The organism is Paraburkholderia caffeinilytica (assembly GCF_046030355.1).
GTDB classification, from domain to species: Bacteria; Pseudomonadota; Gammaproteobacteria; order Burkholderiales; family Burkholderiaceae; genus Paraburkholderia; species Paraburkholderia caffeinilytica_B.
In genome coordinates this window covers 15,901-32,175 of the sequence record NZ_JAQQCQ010000033.1, presented here as the reverse complement: position 1 = coordinate 32,175, position 16,275 = coordinate 15,901, and the positions used below count along the sequence as shown (strand labels likewise).

Sequence of the window (16,275 nt, the reverse complement as noted above, 5' to 3'; positions counted from 1 at the left end):
ATAACAAGCGCCACTGTCCCCACTGAGCTAGCCATCATGACCGTCATCAAACAGGAAGATCTGATTCAGAGCATTGCTGATTCGCTTCAGTACATCAGCTATTACCACCCGCTCGATTACATCCAGGCCTTGGGCCGCGCTTACGAGCTCGAAGAGAGCCCGGCCGCGAAGGATGCGATCGCGCAGATCCTCACCAACAGCCGCATGTGCGCCGAAGGCAAGCGCCCGATCTGCCAGGACACCGGCATCGTCACGGTGTTCGTGAAGGTCGGCATGGACGTGCGTTGGGACGGTGCGACGATGGGCGTCACCGAGATGATCAACGAAGGCGTGCGCCGCGGATATCTGAACCCGGACAACGTGCTGCGCGCGTCGATCGTGAGCCCGCCGGAAGGCGCGCGCAAGAACACGAAAGACAACACGCCGGCCGTGATCCACTACGAGATCGTGCCGGGCGACAAGGTCGACGTGCAGGTTGCAGCCAAGGGCGGCGGCTCGGAAAACAAATCGAAGTTCGCGATGCTGAACCCGTCGGACTCGATCGTCGACTGGATTCTGAAGACCGTGCCGACCATGGGCGCAGGGTGGTGCCCGCCGGGCATGCTCGGCATCGGCATCGGCGGCACTGCTGAGAAAGCGATGGTGATGGCGAAGGAATCGCTGATGGATCCGATCGACATTCAGGACATCATTGCCCGCGGCCCGCAGGACTGGATCGAAGAACTGCGTATCGAACTGCACGAGAAGGTCAACGCGCTCGGCATCGGCGCGCAAGGTCTTGGCGGTCTCGCCACCGTGCTCGACGTGAAGATCATGGCTGCACCGACGCACGCCGCGAGCAAGCCGATCGCGATCATCCCGAACTGCGCGGCAACGCGTCACGCACACTTCACGCTGGATGGCTCCGGTGTGGCGAAGCTCGAAGCGCCGTCGCTCGACGCATGGCCGAAGGTGCAGTGGGAACCGGACACGGAAAAGAGCCAGCGCGTCGATCTGAACACGCTGACGCCGGAAGAAGTGGCTTCGTGGAAGCCGGGCCAGACGCTGCTGCTGTCGGGCAAGATGTTGACGGGCCGTGACGCGGCCCACAAGCGCATCGCCGACATGCTGGCGAAGGGCGAAAAGCTGCCGGTCGACTTCACGAATCGCGTGATCTATTACGTGGGCCCGGTTGATCCGGTGCGCGACGAAGCCGTCGGCCCGGCAGGCCCGACCACCGCCACGCGCATGGACAAGTTCACCGAGACGATGCTGTCGCAAACCGGTCTCATCTCGATGATCGGCAAGGCCGAACGTGGCCCGGTGGCGATCGAGGCGATCAAGAAGCACAAAGCTGCGTATCTGATGGCTGTGGGCGGCGCCGCTTACCTCGTGTCGAAAGCAATTCGCAGCGCGAAGGTTCTTGCGTTCGAAGACCTCGGCATGGAAGCGATCTACGAGTTCGACGTGCAGGACATGCCGGTAACGGTTGCCGTCGATTCGAACGGCACCTCGGTGCACCAGACCGGCCCGAAGGAATGGCAAGCGAAGATCGGCAAGATTCCGGTCGCAACGGTTTGATCGGGAGTAGCAGCAGCTAAAAAAAGTGCAAGCCGGGGCCTCAAACCCCGGCTTTTTTTATCCTGAAATGAGAACGGTACGCATCACGCAAAAAACCTTGCAAATCAAGGCAAAAAAGTGTGTTTTTGCCTTGGCTTTTTGCCTTTCGCCGTTTATTGTTCTGGGAAATTCAAGTCTCTAATAAGGAAACCCCATGCAAGGCGACAAGAAAGTTATCGAGTATCTGAACGCCCAGCTCAAGAACGAGCTCACCGCCATTAATCAGTACTTCCTGCACGCGCGGATGTACAAGCACTGGGGTCTGGAGAAACTCGGCAAGCACGAATACGACGAATCGATTGGCGAAATGAAGCACGCCGACTGGCTGATCGAACGCGTTTTCATGCTTGACGGCCTGCCGAACCTGCAAGACCTGCACAAGCTGCTGATCGGCGAAGAAACCAAAGAAATCCTCGAATGCGATCTGAAGCTCGAACAGATTTCGCAGAGCACCTGTAAAGAAGCGATCGCATATTGCGAATCGGTTCGCGATTTCATCTCGCGCGAAATCTTCGTGAAGATTCTCGACGACACTGAAGAACACATTGACTGGCTTGAAACGCAACTGGATCTGATCGACAAGGTCGGCATCCAGAACTACCAGCAAACCGCAATGGGTTCGATCGAGTCCTGACCGGACCAGGCTGGAATCGCTCGCGCGCCGGCTCGTGGCTCCGGTCATGCGTCATTTCGTTTGCCGGCTTGTTGGTTGGCTTGGTTACCGGCTGAGCTGCCAACTCTGATTTGCCAACTCATTTGCCGGGATGGGCACAGCGCAAGGCGCCGCGCGGGCGGTATACTTGCGCACTTCCCCGTTTTCGTGAGTTTTCCGTGACCGCTGTGCCGCGCGTGTCCTCATCGCCTATGACCGCAGAATCGCCGTCTTCAAGTGCCCGGATTGCCGCCTCAGGTGGCGGCTCGCGAGCGCCGGTCGGTATATTCGACTCGGGTCTGGGCGGTTTGTCGGTGCTGCGGGCGGTCCGGGCGCAGCTGCCCGGCGAAGCGCTCATCTACGTCGCCGACTCGCTCTACGCCCCCTACGGCGAACGCGACGACGACTTCATCGCCGACCGTACCCTCGCAATCGGGCAATGGCTTGTCAGCCAGGGCGCGAAGGCACTGGTGGTCGCGTGCAACACGGCAACGGCGCAGTCAATCGCGCTGGTCCGCGAAAAACTGGCGATTCCACTCGTGGGGGTTGAGCCCGGCATCAAACCGGCCGCGCTGCAGTCGAAAACGCGTGTCGCCGGCGTGCTCGCCACGCAAGTGACCTTACGCAGCGCCCGCTTTCAGGGGTTACTGGAGCGCTACGCGGCCGATTGCCGTTTTCTTTGCCAGCCGGGCCACGGGCTCGTGCAGGCGGTAGAGCGCTGCGACGTAGGCTCCGCCGAACTGCGCGCGCTACTGCGCAGCTACCTGCAGCCCATGCTCGATGCCGGCGCCGACACCTTGGTGCTCGGCTGCACTCATTACCCGTTTCTCGATGCTGCGATCCGCGATATCGTCGGCGACCGGCTGACGCTGATCGACACGAGCGTGGCCATCGCACGCCAGTTGGAGCGGGTACTCGATCAGCACGGGTTACGCGCCGCCCCGGAGAATACCGGCGCTGTTCTGCCCCGCTTTTATTCGACCGGCGACGGTTCCCATCAGCAACAGCTCGCGGCGACCCTGCTTCAAATCAACGCCGCAGTCGACCAGGTCGTGATCCCCTCGCGCCGCACCGCAGCGCCGGATTCCCAAGCCGCATAAAACCGCTCTCCCGCGTGTTTTTGCGCTGTCGCGTGACCTTTCTGCGCACTTTTTAGGCGTTTTTAGCCCTTTCCGCCACCCGCCCCACTTCCCGCTCCCTAGACGAAACCCTTCTAAGAGTCTGGTTTTGTTACAAAAAATCATGCAGGACGCTTGCCAAACCGGCCAATCAAAATGATAATAGTTCGCATTAACGTTAGCTATGACGCCCTACCATGATTGTCTGTGTCTGCAAGTCTGTTTCTGACCGAAAGATCCGTGCCTCGATCGCGGAAGGCGTCGATTCGTTCGACGAACTCCAGTTCGAACTCGGCGTCGCCTCCTGCTGTGGCAAGTGCGCGGAATCCGTGCGCGACGTCATGATGCAGAACGGCGTGTGCGCGAGCCGTTGCGGCTTCGAGCATCACCCGCAGGCCATGCCGCTGACGTTTTACGAGCGCAAGGCCGCCTGAGGCCGTTTTTGGGTGCGGCCCACGCCGCGCCCAAGCGTGCTCACCGCCTCATTGTTTCACGCGCTGCTTTTTGCGCTGCTTCACGCGTTATCCCACTGCCGTCAGCAAGCCAGTATCCGTACAGCCAGCTACCCGCTCATCCGTTAACAGGAGTTCGAGATGGAATTGCTGATTGGTTTCGTGACTACTTTGTTCATTTCGCTGGTGATCTTCCGAACATGACGATGTCTTGTCTGACGTGCCGCCTCGCCGGCACGTCGCCACGCTAACATGCAGGCCTCGCATACCGTTTCAGCCGGCGCCCCGCCGGCTTCGTCCCCCCGAATGAATTCCCGTGCGTTGACCGCGACTGCCGCGGTCGCGGCGGTTCACGTCGCGTTGCTTGCGGTGATCCTGACGCTGCGTCATGAACCGCTGCAGCCGGTGATCGAGGCGAAAGTGATGACCGCGCAGTTGCTGGCGCCGGCGCCCGTGGCCGCACCTGTCGCAGTGCAGTCGATCGCGTCGCCGCCCAAGCCGACACCGCCGGTTCATATCAAGACAAAGGTCCAGCCCAAGCCGACACCGGCCCCGACACCGTTACCGATCACCTCGACTCCGACACCTGTCGCCGCGCCAGAGCCCACGCCAACGCCTGCCGCACCGGCAGCGCCAGCCGCTCAGGCCGCGCCGGCGATCGGCCGTCCGACCATGGACATCACGGTGCCGAAGAACGTCTCGCACATCGAGTGCAGCATGATCACGCCGGACTACCCCGCGCTGTCGAAGCGCCGCGGCGAAACCGGTACGGCCTATGTGACGTTCGTCATCGGACCGACGGGGAAGGTCGAAAGCATTTCGCTCAAAAAGAGCAGCGGCTTTAGCCGCCTGGACGACGCCGCCATCGCCGCCGCGCATGAGAGCTCGTGCAAGCCCTATCTCGAGAACGGCCAGGCCATTCGGGCCACGGCCACCCAGCCTTACAACTTCAATCTGAACGATTGAGGCAGATTTTAAAAACAAGGAATTGCAATGCAAAACTACGGATTGGCGCACGTGTGGGCGCAAGGGGATTTCGTAACGCGCGGTATCGCGCTCGCGCTGTTGATCATGTCGGTCATGTCATGGAGCGTGATCGTCATCAAAGGCTGGAATGTGATGCGCCTGAAGCGTCTCACGAAGAATGCCGAGCAGCAGTTCTGGCATTCGGACGACCTCGCCGATGGCGTGAAGAAACTCGGCGCCGGAGCGTCGACGCCGCAGGATAATCCGTTCCTGGCACTCGCGCTGTCGGGTCAGGAGGCCGCCGATCACCATCATCAGACACAGCCGCATCTGCACGATCGCATGGACGTATCGGATTGGGTGACGCGCTGCCTGAAGGACACGATGGATGAAAGCGTCGCGCGCATGCAAAGCGGCCTGGCGATTCTCGCCTCGATCGGCAGCACGGCGCCGTTCGTCGGCCTGTTCGGCACGGTGTGGGGCATCTATCACGCGCTGCTGGCAATCGGCGCGAGCGGCCAGTCGTCGATCGATCAGGTCGCGGGCCCGGTCGGCGAAGCGCTGATCATGACCGCGTTCGGCCTGTTCGTCGCGATTCCGGCCGTGCTCGGCTACAACGCACTGACGCGCGCCAACAAGGCGATCGTCGCCAAGCTGAGCCGTTTTGCGCATGGTCTGCACGCATTCTTCGTGACGGGCGCCCGTCTGTCGTCGTCCAAGCGCGGCGACGGCTTGCGCCTCGCGCGCGCTAACTGATCGACGAGGCATTCCGATGGCAATGAGCCCCTTCGCCGGCGACGATGACGACGGCCTGATGAACGAAATCAACATGACGCCGCTCGTCGACGTGATGTTGGTTCTCCTGATCGTCTTCATGGTGACGATTCCGGTGATTCGTCACGCGGTCAAAATCGATCTGCCGCATGCGAGCAGTCAGAAGGAAGACAGCAAGCCCGCGCAAGTGACGGTCGCCGTGGATGCGGACGGCAACGTCTTGTGGGACGACAAGAAGGTCGACGACGCCACACTGCGCGCGAAGATTGCAGAGGCTGCGCAAGCGAATCCGCAACCGGAGCTGCATCTGGATGCGGACCGCAAGGTCGCGTACGAGAAAGTGGCGGAAGTGATGTCGGCCGCGCAAGCCGGCGGTCTCACGAAGATCGGTTTCGTCACGCAGCCCAAAGGCAGATGACGAAAATTGACGGCAGGTGATCCGCACGGCGCGACGCGCCACTGTTAAGCAGCGCCTGCCGAAAAAACAGAAAAGCCCTTGTTTCAAAGGCTAAAAGTAAAAGGCCTTCATCGTCAGATGAAGGCCTTTTTTTGTGCGCACTCGGCGCTTTCGGGCGGCGGGATCATTTACCATCAGAAGATGACTGATAGCTCGAGTCACCGCATGCGACAGCCGTGATCGACACGGACAGCGCGGTCAGCCCTATCAGGCCCACTATCATAGAGGCCATGAGTTTTCGCATAAGAGACTCCTTAGCGAAGGGATTTCACTATAGGCCCGCGAGCGCGCGCATTCAAGCAAACTGTCATTGAAAGTACTCATGACAAGCGGCGCTTAAATGCTAAAAGCGATGTTCCCGCACGTAATAAGTGCTATGACGCGACCGCGAGAGCGGGCTGCGCCGCGTCTTGCGCGGTACGCGTCGGACATTCGCCCATGATGTGCTTACCTTCGTCCGGATCGAGCATCTCGACCAGATAATCGACGAACGCACGTACGGCCGGCACCATTCCCTGCCGCGACACGAATACCGCGTACAACTGCGGCGTCGGAAAGGTCCAGCCCGGCATCACCGGCGACAACTGCCCCGCGCGCAACGCGCTGCCATACATCATCTCCGGCAACGCGGCGATACCCACACCGGACAGCACCGCTTCGCGAATCGTCATCAGATCGGCCGTGACGAGGCGCGGTTCGTGTTCGTGCGCGTGGCGCGTGCCGTCGGGGGCAATCAGATCGAAGACGTGGCGTCCGTCGCCGGTCGGCACGTCGAGCGTTTCGAACCGGCTCAGATCGGCCGGCAACAGCGGCGGCGCATTCTGCTGCAACAGGCTCGGCGCACCGACCAGCAGCTGCTGCGTGCGCCACAGCGGGCGCACGACGATGTTGGCGTTTTCCGGGGGATCGGAGCGCACGCGCAGCGCGATGTCGATCGAATCCTCGAACAGGTCGACCACGCGATTCGTCACCCGCATCACTACACGCACTTCCGGATAGCGATGCATGAATTCCGGCAGGATCTGCGACAGGATGGTCTGCGAAATCGTCACGGGAACGCTCACGCGCACCGTGCCGCGCGGCGACGAACGCAACTGCTGCACGACATTGACGGCCGCCTGTGCTTCGCTCAGCATCGCCTGACAGTGCTGGTAGAAGAGCTGCCCCGCTTCAGTGAGCGCCAGCTTGCGAGTGGAGCGCTGCAGCAAACGCACGCCCAACGACGCCTCCAGCTCGGTCAACCGGCGCGACAGGCGCGACTTGGAAATGCCTAGCACGCGTTCGGCGGCGGAAAAGCCGCCGTGTTCGACGACCTGCGAAAAATACATCAGGTCATTCAGATTGTGTGAATCGATCTTCATCTCATCGTTCCAGTAATAGAACAATCCATTGCGTGACGGTGGCTGGCGCCTAGGAAAACGGTCCCTATAATAGCTCTATGTTTCAAAAATAACGCTATTCCCCATTTTTTAAGGTGACTTTTGATGAGCACGACACGCACGATCGAACGCACGTTTCCCGCCGTTCGCACGACCGAGGGCGGCGGCTTCATCGTCCACCGTCCATTTCCAACCCGCCTGCTGATGGATTTCGATCCGTTCCTGCTGCTCGACGAAATGGGTCCGATCGACTACGCGCCGGGCGAGGCCAAAGGCGCGCCGGATCATCCGCATCGTGGCTTCGAAACGGTCACCTACGTGCTTGAGGGCCAATTCGGTCACAAGGATTCAGCGGGCCATTCGGGAACACTGCATGCCGGCGACGTGCAATGGATGACCGCGGGCGCAGGCGTCGTGCACAGCGAGATGCCGGACCCGTCGTTCGTTCGTACCGGCGGGCGCGTGCACGGCTTGCAGGTGTGGGTGAATCTGCCTCGCCGCGACAAGATGATCGAGCCGCGCTATCAGGAGATGCCGTCGGCCAGCATTCCGGTCGCGACGTCCGCGGACGGCAAGGTGCGCGTCAAGGTGATTGCGGGTGAAGCGCTCGGCGTGAAGGCCGCGATCGAAACGCGCACGCCGATCCTGTATCAGCATTTCTCGCTGCAACCGGGCGCGACGATCCGGCAGCCGGTGCCGGCCGACTATCGCGTGTTCGCTTACAGCCTGTCCGGCAAGGGCTTCTACGGCGAAGGGGACGCGCGCCAGGAAATCGACGCACAGAAGATGGTCGTATTTCAGAACGACGGCGAGTCGGTCACGCTGACAGCCGGCACCGAACCGCTCGAAGTACTGCTGCTCGGTGGCGTGCCGCTGAAGGAACCGGTGGTGCGCTACGGTCCGTTCGTGATGAACACGGAAGACGAAATCCGTCAGGCCGTGATCGATTACCAGGCCGGGCGCATGGGCGCGATCACGCACTGATTGGCCACGTCGGCACGCGCCGCCGCTCGCGGGTAGGTAGCGCGGCGCTCGCCATACGCCACGCGCGCGGCTGCACATGGGCGCGAAGGCCGGTAAATTCGTTCACAATAGCAATTCATGCCGCGCGCCACACCGTCCAACCACGACGGATCGTGGCGCGCGGCGATTTCCGTCCCTGTTCAGGAGCGCGCATGGCAGAGTCCACCGTCACCGCCCACATCGGCTCGACGAATTTCCAGGTCCTTTTCGACGACGGCAAGCACACGTGGCTCGCCGACGAACCCGAATCGCTGGGCGGCGGCGATCGCGGCCCGACGCCCGTCTCGCTGCTGCTGTCGAGCCTCGGCGCCTGTACGTCGATCACGCTGAAGATGTACGCTCAGCGCAAGGGCTGGCCGCTCACCGATGTGCGTGTGACACTGTCGCTCGAAACCGGCGACGCGGGCACGACCATCGACCGCAAGATCATGCTCGAAGGTGAACTGTCCGACGAGCAGCGGGAACGGCTCTTGCAAATTGCCAATGCGTGCCCGGTTCACAAGATCCTCACGCATTCGATCACGATCCGTTCGGGTCTTGCCGTCGCGTAACGCCATGTAGCCTTTGCGTTGGCGTACGCGTCGGCATGTCGGTTCACTGGGTGCGACAATGGCGGGAACCGGCTCAGCCAGGCTGAACGTTGTAAAACGCTTTCATAGGAAGCAGTCGTTTTGAATTTCGAACACCTTATCCAGATCAACGATCCGTTGAATCCGTTTGTCGACTCGATGACCCGCGAGCAGTTATGGGAAGGTCTCGTGCTGCGCGCCGAACAGCCGCAACTTTTCGTGATCGGACTCGACAGTTGCACGATCCTCTCGCGAGAAGGCAGTACGCTCGAGCGTGAGCTGCACTACGGCCAGGCCACCGTGCGCGACCGTGTCACGCTGCAGGATCGCCAGAGCGTGCGCTATGACATTCTGCCGACCGCGGACTATGTCGGCGGTTCGCTGACCATGACGATCGAACAGCCTGACGAACTGCAGTTGTTCTTGCGCTTCGAATACACGACCACCCTGCCCGTGTCCGACGACCAGGACGCCGTGCAGACACAGGAAATCGTGAAGTCGGCGTATCGCGAGAACGATATCGACACCGTGCGGCTGATCCGCCAGTACGTGCAGACGAAGCAGGAACCCGGTTCGCTGCATTGATGCGTCTGCGGGCGGTCCCAACCGCCCCTCCATTCAACTATCGAAAGACGAATCCGATGAATTTCTCTTTCTTGTAAATGGGAATAGTTATCATTTAGAATTAATCCATCGAATCGACCAACAGCTAAACCGAATGACCGATCTCACGCGTTCTTCCACACTCAGCCTGCGCCGTCCGGCGGCCGCGCTGACCAGCCGTCCGAAAGCATCGACGGCGACGGCAACTGCCGCGAAGCCCGCCACGGATCGCACCGGCGGTACAAGCGAGAAGCCGGATCGGGTCGTGCGCAGCGACACGCTGCTGCAAGGACATAGCCACGTCAGCATCCTGCATAACGGCGAGACCTACCAGCTGCGAGCAACGCGCTTAGGCAAGCTGATCCTGACGAAGTAACGGGCCGCAACGAATAGCAGTAAGTACCGGGTATTGTGGGGACCACCTCCTCGAGAGGTGTTAGGCATTAGCCAGCCACGACGGCTTGCACGTGAGAACTAGACCCCTTCGTGCAGACACCAAGCCAGTCGTCGCAGCCAGCCAGGCCGCTTTTTTGGTCCTCACCCAATGCGGATACACGAAACGACGTGTGTCGCATATGCAGAAAATAAAGAAGCCGTGGGATGGTGTCATCTCCACGGCTTTTGTTTTACACGGCGCCCAGCGGACCGACAGCGCGTTGAAGCGTTAACACCTACTTCGAGGCCCAGCCCCAGAACATGAGCCACCATGCGCTATCGACCACAGCCAGCGCCGCGACGAACCATACCATCGCGAGGCCGCGTTGAACGAAGCGTTCGCTATAGCGGCGTGTGACAAGCCAGGCAAGCCACGCACTCCACAGATTGGCAATCACCAGAATCGCGATGCGCAGATCGGACGCCCACCACAACGACAGATGCTCCGCGCGCAGCAGCGACAGCGTGGTCGCCGACAAGCCGAGGAACACACCTGCGCCGGCAATCGGAATCAGCCCTTGCGTCAAATGATGCAGACGCACGCTGCTGAAGCGCCCCAGCATGCGCGTAGCGCCCATCAGCAGCACCAGCAACGCCGTGCCGTACACGAGTGCCGTGGCGAGGATGTAGCCAATCACCATCGTGCCGTCGAGCCACGAGAACACGTCGTTCTGCTCGGGATAATGCGTGAACAGGAACCACGGCGCGTTGGTGTCGAGCGGCCAGGTGATATCGTGATCGACCAGCCAGGTGGCAAGGAACATCTTCAGGTCGACGAACCAGCGCGAAGCGGTCCAGTGGAATGCGCCGATCGCGATGCCGAGCAGGCCGTACAGGATCAACGCGGTGTCCCACGGGTTCGCCTGCCTGTCGCCGAGTTGCACGACTTCCGAGGACGGCGCGCGCCACGTCAGCGCAATCGCGTCGCGATGCCCGCTGCAACGGCCGCACATATGGCAGTCCGACGCGCCTTTCATATTGCGCAGCGGCACCAGCGGCGCGCAGTTGATCGGAATCACGCGATGCCCATGTTCGCCGTTCTTGTACGAACGGCGCCACGCGTCTTCATCGACTTTGTAATGGAACGGCGCGAGACGCGCCAGTAGCGAAAAAACCCCGTTGACGGGGCACAGATACTTGCACCAGACGCGCTTCTCGCGTCCGTACAGCAAGCCGATGATCATCGCCGCGAAAGTCGAGCCGCCTAGCACCAGCAGCACCGCCCTCGGGTACTGATAGACGCTGACCATCTGTCCGTAGATCGTGGTGATGCCGAACGCGACGAACGGCCAGCCGCCCCAGCGCATCCAGCGCGGAATCGCCCAGCCGCGACCGTATTTGCTGGCGAACTCGGCGAGCGCGCCTTCCGGACACAGCACGCCGCACCAGACCCGGCCGAGCATCACCATCGACAGCAGCACGAACGGCCACCAGATGCCCCAGAACACGAACTGCGCGGCAAGCGTCAGGTTGGTCCACAGATGCGCGGTGTCGTCCGGCAGCGGCATCACCGCCGGCACGAGAATCAGGAACGCGTACACCGCGACCACGACCCACTGAATGCCGCGGATCAAACCGCCGTGACGCTGCATCCACTGTCCGGCCACGGCGAGGCGGCCCGGGCGGGTCACGACGGTACTCATGCCGCGCGTCCTGCGGCTTGCTGCGCCGGCTTGCGATTCGCGCGACGCACCAGCAGATAGACGACCGCCCAATACGCCGCATAGGCGATCAGGTTCATCAGCGCCGGATGGGCGCGATAACCGGTGAGTGTCGCGACCAGCGAACCCAAGGTGCTCGAATCGTCGAGGATGGCTGACGAGTTCCACATCTGGTCGATGATCGTCGGCAGGATTTCCTTGTCGATCAGCTTGTCGACACCGGTCTGGAACAGGCCCGCGCCGAGGAACAGCAGCATGATTTCGGTGACGCGGAAGAAGAGCCGCCACGAGAAATACTTGCCGCCCAACTGCAGCACGTAGAAAGTCAGGAATGCGAGACCGAGGCCGATGATCACGGCGAGCACCTGGCTGCCATCCACGTGACCCGATTGGCCAAAGCCGAGACCGTACAGGAAGATCACCGTTTCACTGCCTTCGCGCGCGATCGCCAATGCGACCAGCAACGCGACGCCCCACCAGTTCGAATCGCGCTGACTCTTTTGCAGCGACTGTTCCATGTCGCGCTTGAGGGACCGGCCGTGCTGCTTCATCCACAGCACCATCTGCACGATCAGTACACACGCGACCAGCACCATGGCGGTCTGGAAATAGTCCTGTGCGTCACCGGACAGCACTTCGGTGAAACCGACCAGCGCCGCGCCGAGCGCGACCGCCGCGAGCACACCGGCCGCAACGCCGCCCCACAGGTACGGCAAACCGCGCCGCGCATCGTCATCGCCATTTTTCAACCACGCGTACAGGATGCCGACGACCAGCAAGGCCTCAACACTTTCGCGCCACACGATGAACAGAATCTGACCCATCCAAGCTCTCCCTCTACTTCCCAACTGCTTTGGCGAACGCGCAACCCGGCTGTTCAAGCCATGCGCTCGCACCCCAAGCCATTACTTCGCGACGATCACGCCCTGCGCCTGCTGATGGAAATCGTCGAAGAACTTGTACTCGCCCGGCGAGAGCGGTGCGATCACGACGAACGAATCGCCGCCCGGCGCCAGCACTTTTTCTTTACGCAACTGCACGCTTTCGAATTCGGCCGCGCCCTTGCCGGTGTTGCGTATCGCGATCTTGATGCGCTGCCCTGCCGGCACCTCGATGCGCACCGGATTGAGCTTGCCGTCGTTCATTTCCAGGTTGAAGGTCGGCAGATCCGCTGCGTGCGCGGCCCCCACCGTCAAAGCGGTCATGGCGAGGATGGCGATCTTTCGGTTAATTCTCATTAGCCCTTCCGGAAAACGCGGCGCGGCGGGTTTCATGTCCGCGCGCCGCCTGCTGCATTCAGCCATTCACTCACGCATCGCTTCAGGCGACGCGTGGCGAGCCGCGATGATCCGCGTCTGTGGCGATTAGTAACCGCCCTTCTTGCCGATACCCGCGTACGTGAAGTCGTATTCAAGCGTGATCGGCTTGAACCATGGACCCACGCCGGTTTCCTTGTCGACGTGACGGCCGAACGCCATGTGGCCGGTTTGCATCGGCGCTTCGACCACCAGCTTCAGGTGGTATTTGCCGGGACCTTGCAGCTTGACGTTGTCGCCGTAGTGCGGACCGTCGTTGGCGACCATCGCCATCATGTCGCCCTTCTGGGTCTGATTCGACCCGGCTTTGGTCAGTTCATAACGAACTTGCAGATACGGCATCCAGTCGCCTTCGGCGAAACCGGTCGGATTGTTCTTGACCGCATGGATGTCGGCTTCCAGATGGACGTCCGAATCCGACGCCTTGCGCATCATGCCTTCGGGTTCCATCGTGATCGGCTGCAGATAGACCGCGCCGATTTCCATGCCGCCCTGAATCTGGTGCTTGCCGATCGGGTATTCCGCTGCCGTTGCGGAAAACGCCGCTACTGCCGCCACCGCTACTGCGCCACCACGCACAAATGAAGAAATCCGCATTGAAACTCCTTGTTTTTATCAGACTGGAATCGAACCCATTGGAACAGTGCGATGCGCATGCGTTTTATGCCGCGGCCCCATCCCCACTGACAGGGGCGACAAACCGCAAACAATCGCATTACGAACGTTAATGCGAACCATTCTCAATATTGCTCAAGTTTATCATTGATCGGCAGGGAGAACAAACGAGGAGGTCCCCAAAGCCTTATGGGAGCGGGGCCTTAAGGCAGTGCTAAGGAAAGCGTGGGCGACGGGGTATTGGCGGGGTGCAGTGCGCCGGATAGACAAGGCGCGGCACATTGCCGCGCCCGTTCCTCGACAGGCAGGAAGAATTTATTCCACGCCGGGCACATGGTCGCCGACGTTCGCGCCGAATACGCGCTGCCGCAGCAGCGCCAGCTGATCGCGAGTCTGTGCGGCCTTTTCGAACTCGAGGTTCTTGGCGTGCTCCATCATCTGTTTTTCGAGGCGCTTGAGTTCCTTGGCAAGCTGCTTCTCGGACATGTCCTCGAATTTCGCCCGAGTCTGCTGTTCCTTCAGCTCGGCGCGGGCGTCGTCGACGTTGTACACCCCGTCGATGATGTCGCGAATCCGTTTGACCACGCCGCGCGGCGTAATACCGTGCGCCAGGTTGTAAGCGACCTGCTTGGCGCGCCGCCGCTCGGTTTCGTCGATGGCGCGGCGCATGGAGTCGGTCACCCTGTCCGCATAGAGAATCGCCTTGCCGTTCACGTTGCGCGCCGCCCGGCCGATGGTCTGGATCAGCGAGCGCTCGGCGCGCAAGAAGCCTTCCTTGTCCGCGTCGAGAATCGCGACCAGCGAGACTTCCGGAATATCCAGCCCCTCGCGCAGCAGGTTGATCCCGACCAGCACGTCGAACGTGCCCAGCCGCAGATCGCGGATAATTTCCACCCGCTCCACCGTGTCGATGTCGCTGTGCAGATAACGCACCTTGACGCCATGGTCGGCCAGAAACTCGGTCAACTGCTCGGCCATTCGCTTGGTCAGCACCGTGACCAGCACGCGGTCGCCCACTTTGACGCGCTCATTGATTTCGGCCAGCACGTCGTCGACCTGCGTACGTGCCGGGCGCACCTCGATTTCCGGATCGACGAGGCCGGTGGGGCGCACCAGCTGCTCGGCCACCTGGCCGGCCGTTTTCTTTTCGTAATCGGCCGGCGTGGCCGACACGAACACCACCTGGCGCATCTTGCGCTCGAACTCGTTGAACTTGAGCGGGCGATTGTCGAGCGCCGACGGCAGGCGAAAACCGTAGTCGACCAGATTCTCCTTACGCGCCCGATCGCCGTTGTACATGCCGTTCAGCTGGCCGATCAGCACGTGCGACTCGTCAAGCAGCATCAGCGCGTCGGACGGCAGATAGTCGACCAGGGTCGGCGGCGGCTCGCCGGGCGCCGCGCCCGAGAAGTGCCGCGAGTAATTCTCGATGCCCTTGCAGAAACCCAGCTCCTGCAGCATTTCCAGATCGAAGCGGGTGCGCTGCTCGAGCCGCTGCGCTTCGACGAGCTTTCCGCTGCTGTAGAAGAATTCGAGCCGGTCGCGCAATTCGGTCTTGATCGTTTCGACCGCGCGAATCACGGTGTCGCGCGGCGTCACGTAGTGCGACGACGGGTAGACGGTGAAACGGGTAATCTTCTGCCGCACGCGGCCGGTGAGCGGGTCGAATAGCTGCAGCGTCTCGACCTCGTCGTCGAACAATTCGACGCGCACCGCCATTTCGGCGTGTTCGGCCGGGAAAATATCGATCGTGTCGCCGCGCACGCGGAACGAACCGCGCTGGAAGTCGGCTTCATTGCGGTTGTACTGCATCGCGATCAGACGGGCGATGATGTCGCGCTGGCCGAGCTTGTCGCCGGTACGCAGCGTCAGAATCATCTTGTGATATTCCGACGGGTTGCCGATACCGTAAATTGCCGACACCGTGCCGACGATGATCACGTCGCGCCGTTCCATCAGGCTCTTGGTGGCCGACAGCCGCATCTGCTCGATGTGCTCGTTGATCGACGAATCTTTCTCGATGAACAGGTCGCGCTGCGGCACGTACGCTTCCGGCTGGTAATAGTCGTAGTACGAGACGAAGTACTCGACTGCATTGCGCGGAAAGAACTCGCGAAACTCCGAATAGAGCTGCGCGGCGAGCGTCTTGTTCGGCGCGAACACGATCGCGGGCCGGCCGAGCCGGGCGATGGTGTTGGCCATCGTGAAGGTTTTGCCGGAGCCGGTCACGCCGAGCAGCGTCTGGAACGACAAGCCGTCCTCGACGCCTTCGACAAGCGTGTCGATCGCCGTCGGCTGGTCGCCGGCGGGCGGATACGGCTGGTAAAGCTGGAACGGCGAGCCTTCGAACGTGACGAATTTGGATTCGTCGAGCGTCTCGTCGACTTCAGTCAGATGTTGTTCGGACATGGGGGCGGCACCGGGCCTTGGGCAAAGAACTATTCTAACGGGTTGCGGGAACCCGGGCTGAGCGGGTCTGCGTAGGGGTGGCGGGGAGAAAAGATGCGCGCCAGGCGACCGACACAGAAGCGATTTCCCACTGCTTTGGGGTAGCTGTTCAGGCTTCGCCGGCTTGGGCGCGGGCAGATCCGCCAGGATCACATGACGCCGGGGTGCCTGTTTTTCAAGCAAATAATTCAGCCCGGCAGGCTTTCTC

General features: G+C 61.3%; 17 protein-coding genes. 11 read left to right on the top strand and 6 right to left on the bottom strand.

Going from position 1 to position 16,275, the window contains the following annotated elements; genetic code table 11:
- The first annotated feature begins 36 nt into the window (after nt 1–36).
- The 7 genes from PQQ95_RS33100 to PQQ95_RS33070 all read left to right on the top strand — a co-directional run bounded on the left by PQQ95_RS33100 (nt 37) and on the right by PQQ95_RS33070 (nt 5,979).
- Nucleotides 37–1,560: a fumarate hydratase gene (locus tag PQQ95_RS33100; protein WP_408445681.1), complete on the top strand. Its 1,524-nt coding sequence runs from the start codon at nt 37–39 to the stop codon at nt 1,558–1,560.
- Nucleotides 1,561–1,753: 193 nt separating this feature from the next.
- Nucleotides 1,754–2,233, top strand: a complete 480-nt coding sequence (gene bfr, locus PQQ95_RS33095) for a bacterioferritin (RefSeq protein WP_408445678.1) — start codon at nt 1,754–1,756, stop codon at nt 2,231–2,233.
- Between the two features lie 230 nt (nt 2,234–2,463).
- Nucleotides 2,464–3,351 carry a glutamate racemase gene (gene murI / locus PQQ95_RS33090; RefSeq protein WP_408445676.1) on the top strand — a complete coding sequence of 296 codons (888 nt, stop codon included), beginning with the start codon at nt 2,464–2,466 and terminating at the stop codon, nt 3,349–3,351.
- Between the two features lie 215 nt (nt 3,352–3,566).
- The gene (locus PQQ95_RS33085; RefSeq protein WP_408445673.1) at nt 3,567–3,803 is read left to right on the top strand and encodes a (2Fe-2S)-binding protein; all 237 of its coding nucleotides are present in this window, start codon (nt 3,567–3,569) and stop codon (nt 3,801–3,803) included.
- A gap of 270 nt (nt 3,804–4,073) precedes the next feature.
- Entirely contained in the window at nt 4,074–4,787 is a 714-nt protein-coding gene (locus PQQ95_RS33080) for an energy transducer TonB (protein WP_408445671.1), read from the top strand.
- Nucleotides 4,788–4,814: 27 nt separating this feature from the next.
- Entirely contained in the window at nt 4,815–5,543 is a 729-nt protein-coding gene (locus PQQ95_RS33075) for a MotA/TolQ/ExbB proton channel family protein (RefSeq protein ID WP_256456267.1), read from the top strand.
- Nucleotides 5,544–5,559: 16 nt separating this feature from the next.
- On the top strand, nt 5,560–5,979 hold the full coding sequence (locus tag PQQ95_RS33070) for an ExbD/TolR family protein (protein WP_408445668.1): 420 nt from the start codon (nt 5,560–5,562) through the stop codon (nt 5,977–5,979).
- Between the two features lie 413 nt (nt 5,980–6,392).
- Here PQQ95_RS33070 and PQQ95_RS33065 read toward each other — a convergent pair whose 3' ends face one another.
- On the bottom strand, nt 6,393–7,379 hold the full coding sequence (locus tag PQQ95_RS33065) for a LysR family transcriptional regulator (RefSeq protein WP_408445665.1): 987 nt from the start codon (nt 7,377–7,379) through the stop codon (nt 6,393–6,395).
- Between the two features lie 123 nt (nt 7,380–7,502).
- On the opposite strand from PQQ95_RS33065, the gene PQQ95_RS33060 reads away from it, so the two are divergent.
- The 4 genes from PQQ95_RS33060 (at nt 7,503) to hemP (ending at nt 9,968) form a co-directional block, all read left to right on the top strand.
- On the top strand, nt 7,503–8,381 hold the full coding sequence (locus PQQ95_RS33060; RefSeq protein ID WP_408445662.1) for a pirin family protein: 879 nt from the start codon (nt 7,503–7,505) through the stop codon (nt 8,379–8,381).
- A gap of 191 nt (nt 8,382–8,572) precedes the next feature.
- Entirely contained in the window at nt 8,573–8,971 is a 399-nt protein-coding gene (locus PQQ95_RS33055; RefSeq protein ID WP_408445661.1) for an OsmC family protein, read from the top strand.
- Nucleotides 8,972–9,091: 120 nt separating this feature from the next.
- A complete protein-coding gene (locus PQQ95_RS33050) occupies nt 9,092–9,574 on the top strand; it encodes an SRPBCC family protein (RefSeq protein ID WP_408445658.1) in 483 nt (160 codons plus the stop codon).
- 133 nt (nt 9,575–9,707) lie between these two features.
- The gene (hemP, locus tag PQQ95_RS33045) at nt 9,708–9,968 is read left to right on the top strand and encodes a hemin uptake protein HemP (RefSeq protein WP_408445655.1); all 261 of its coding nucleotides are present in this window, start codon (nt 9,708–9,710) and stop codon (nt 9,966–9,968) included.
- 295 nt (nt 9,969–10,263) lie between these two features.
- Here the strand turns inward: hemP and PQQ95_RS33040 are convergent, their stop codons facing one another.
- From PQQ95_RS33040 to uvrB, 5 genes are all read right to left on the bottom strand, one after another.
- The gene (locus PQQ95_RS33040) at nt 10,264–11,670 is read right to left on the bottom strand and encodes a 4Fe-4S binding protein (protein WP_408445652.1); all 1,407 of its coding nucleotides are present in this window, start codon (nt 11,668–11,670) and stop codon (nt 10,264–10,266) included.
- Nucleotides 11,667–12,512, bottom strand: coding sequence for an FTR1 family iron permease (locus PQQ95_RS33035; RefSeq protein ID WP_408445649.1), 846 nt, complete (start codon nt 12,510–12,512; stop codon nt 11,667–11,669). Before PQQ95_RS33035 ends, PQQ95_RS33040 begins: the two co-directional genes overlap by 4 nt.
- A gap of 81 nt (nt 12,513–12,593) precedes the next feature.
- A complete protein-coding gene (locus tag PQQ95_RS33030; RefSeq protein ID WP_408445646.1) occupies nt 12,594–12,926 on the bottom strand; it encodes a cupredoxin domain-containing protein in 333 nt (110 codons plus the stop codon).
- Nucleotides 12,927–13,052: 126 nt separating this feature from the next.
- Nucleotides 13,053–13,601, bottom strand: a complete 549-nt coding sequence (locus PQQ95_RS33025) for an iron transporter (protein ID WP_408445644.1) — start codon at nt 13,599–13,601, stop codon at nt 13,053–13,055.
- A 333-nt stretch (nt 13,602–13,934) separates the two neighbouring features.
- On the bottom strand, nt 13,935–16,028 hold the full coding sequence (gene uvrB / locus PQQ95_RS33020; RefSeq protein WP_408445641.1) for an excinuclease ABC subunit UvrB: 2,094 nt from the start codon (nt 16,026–16,028) through the stop codon (nt 13,935–13,937).
- Nucleotides 16,029–16,275: the final 247 nt, after the last annotated feature.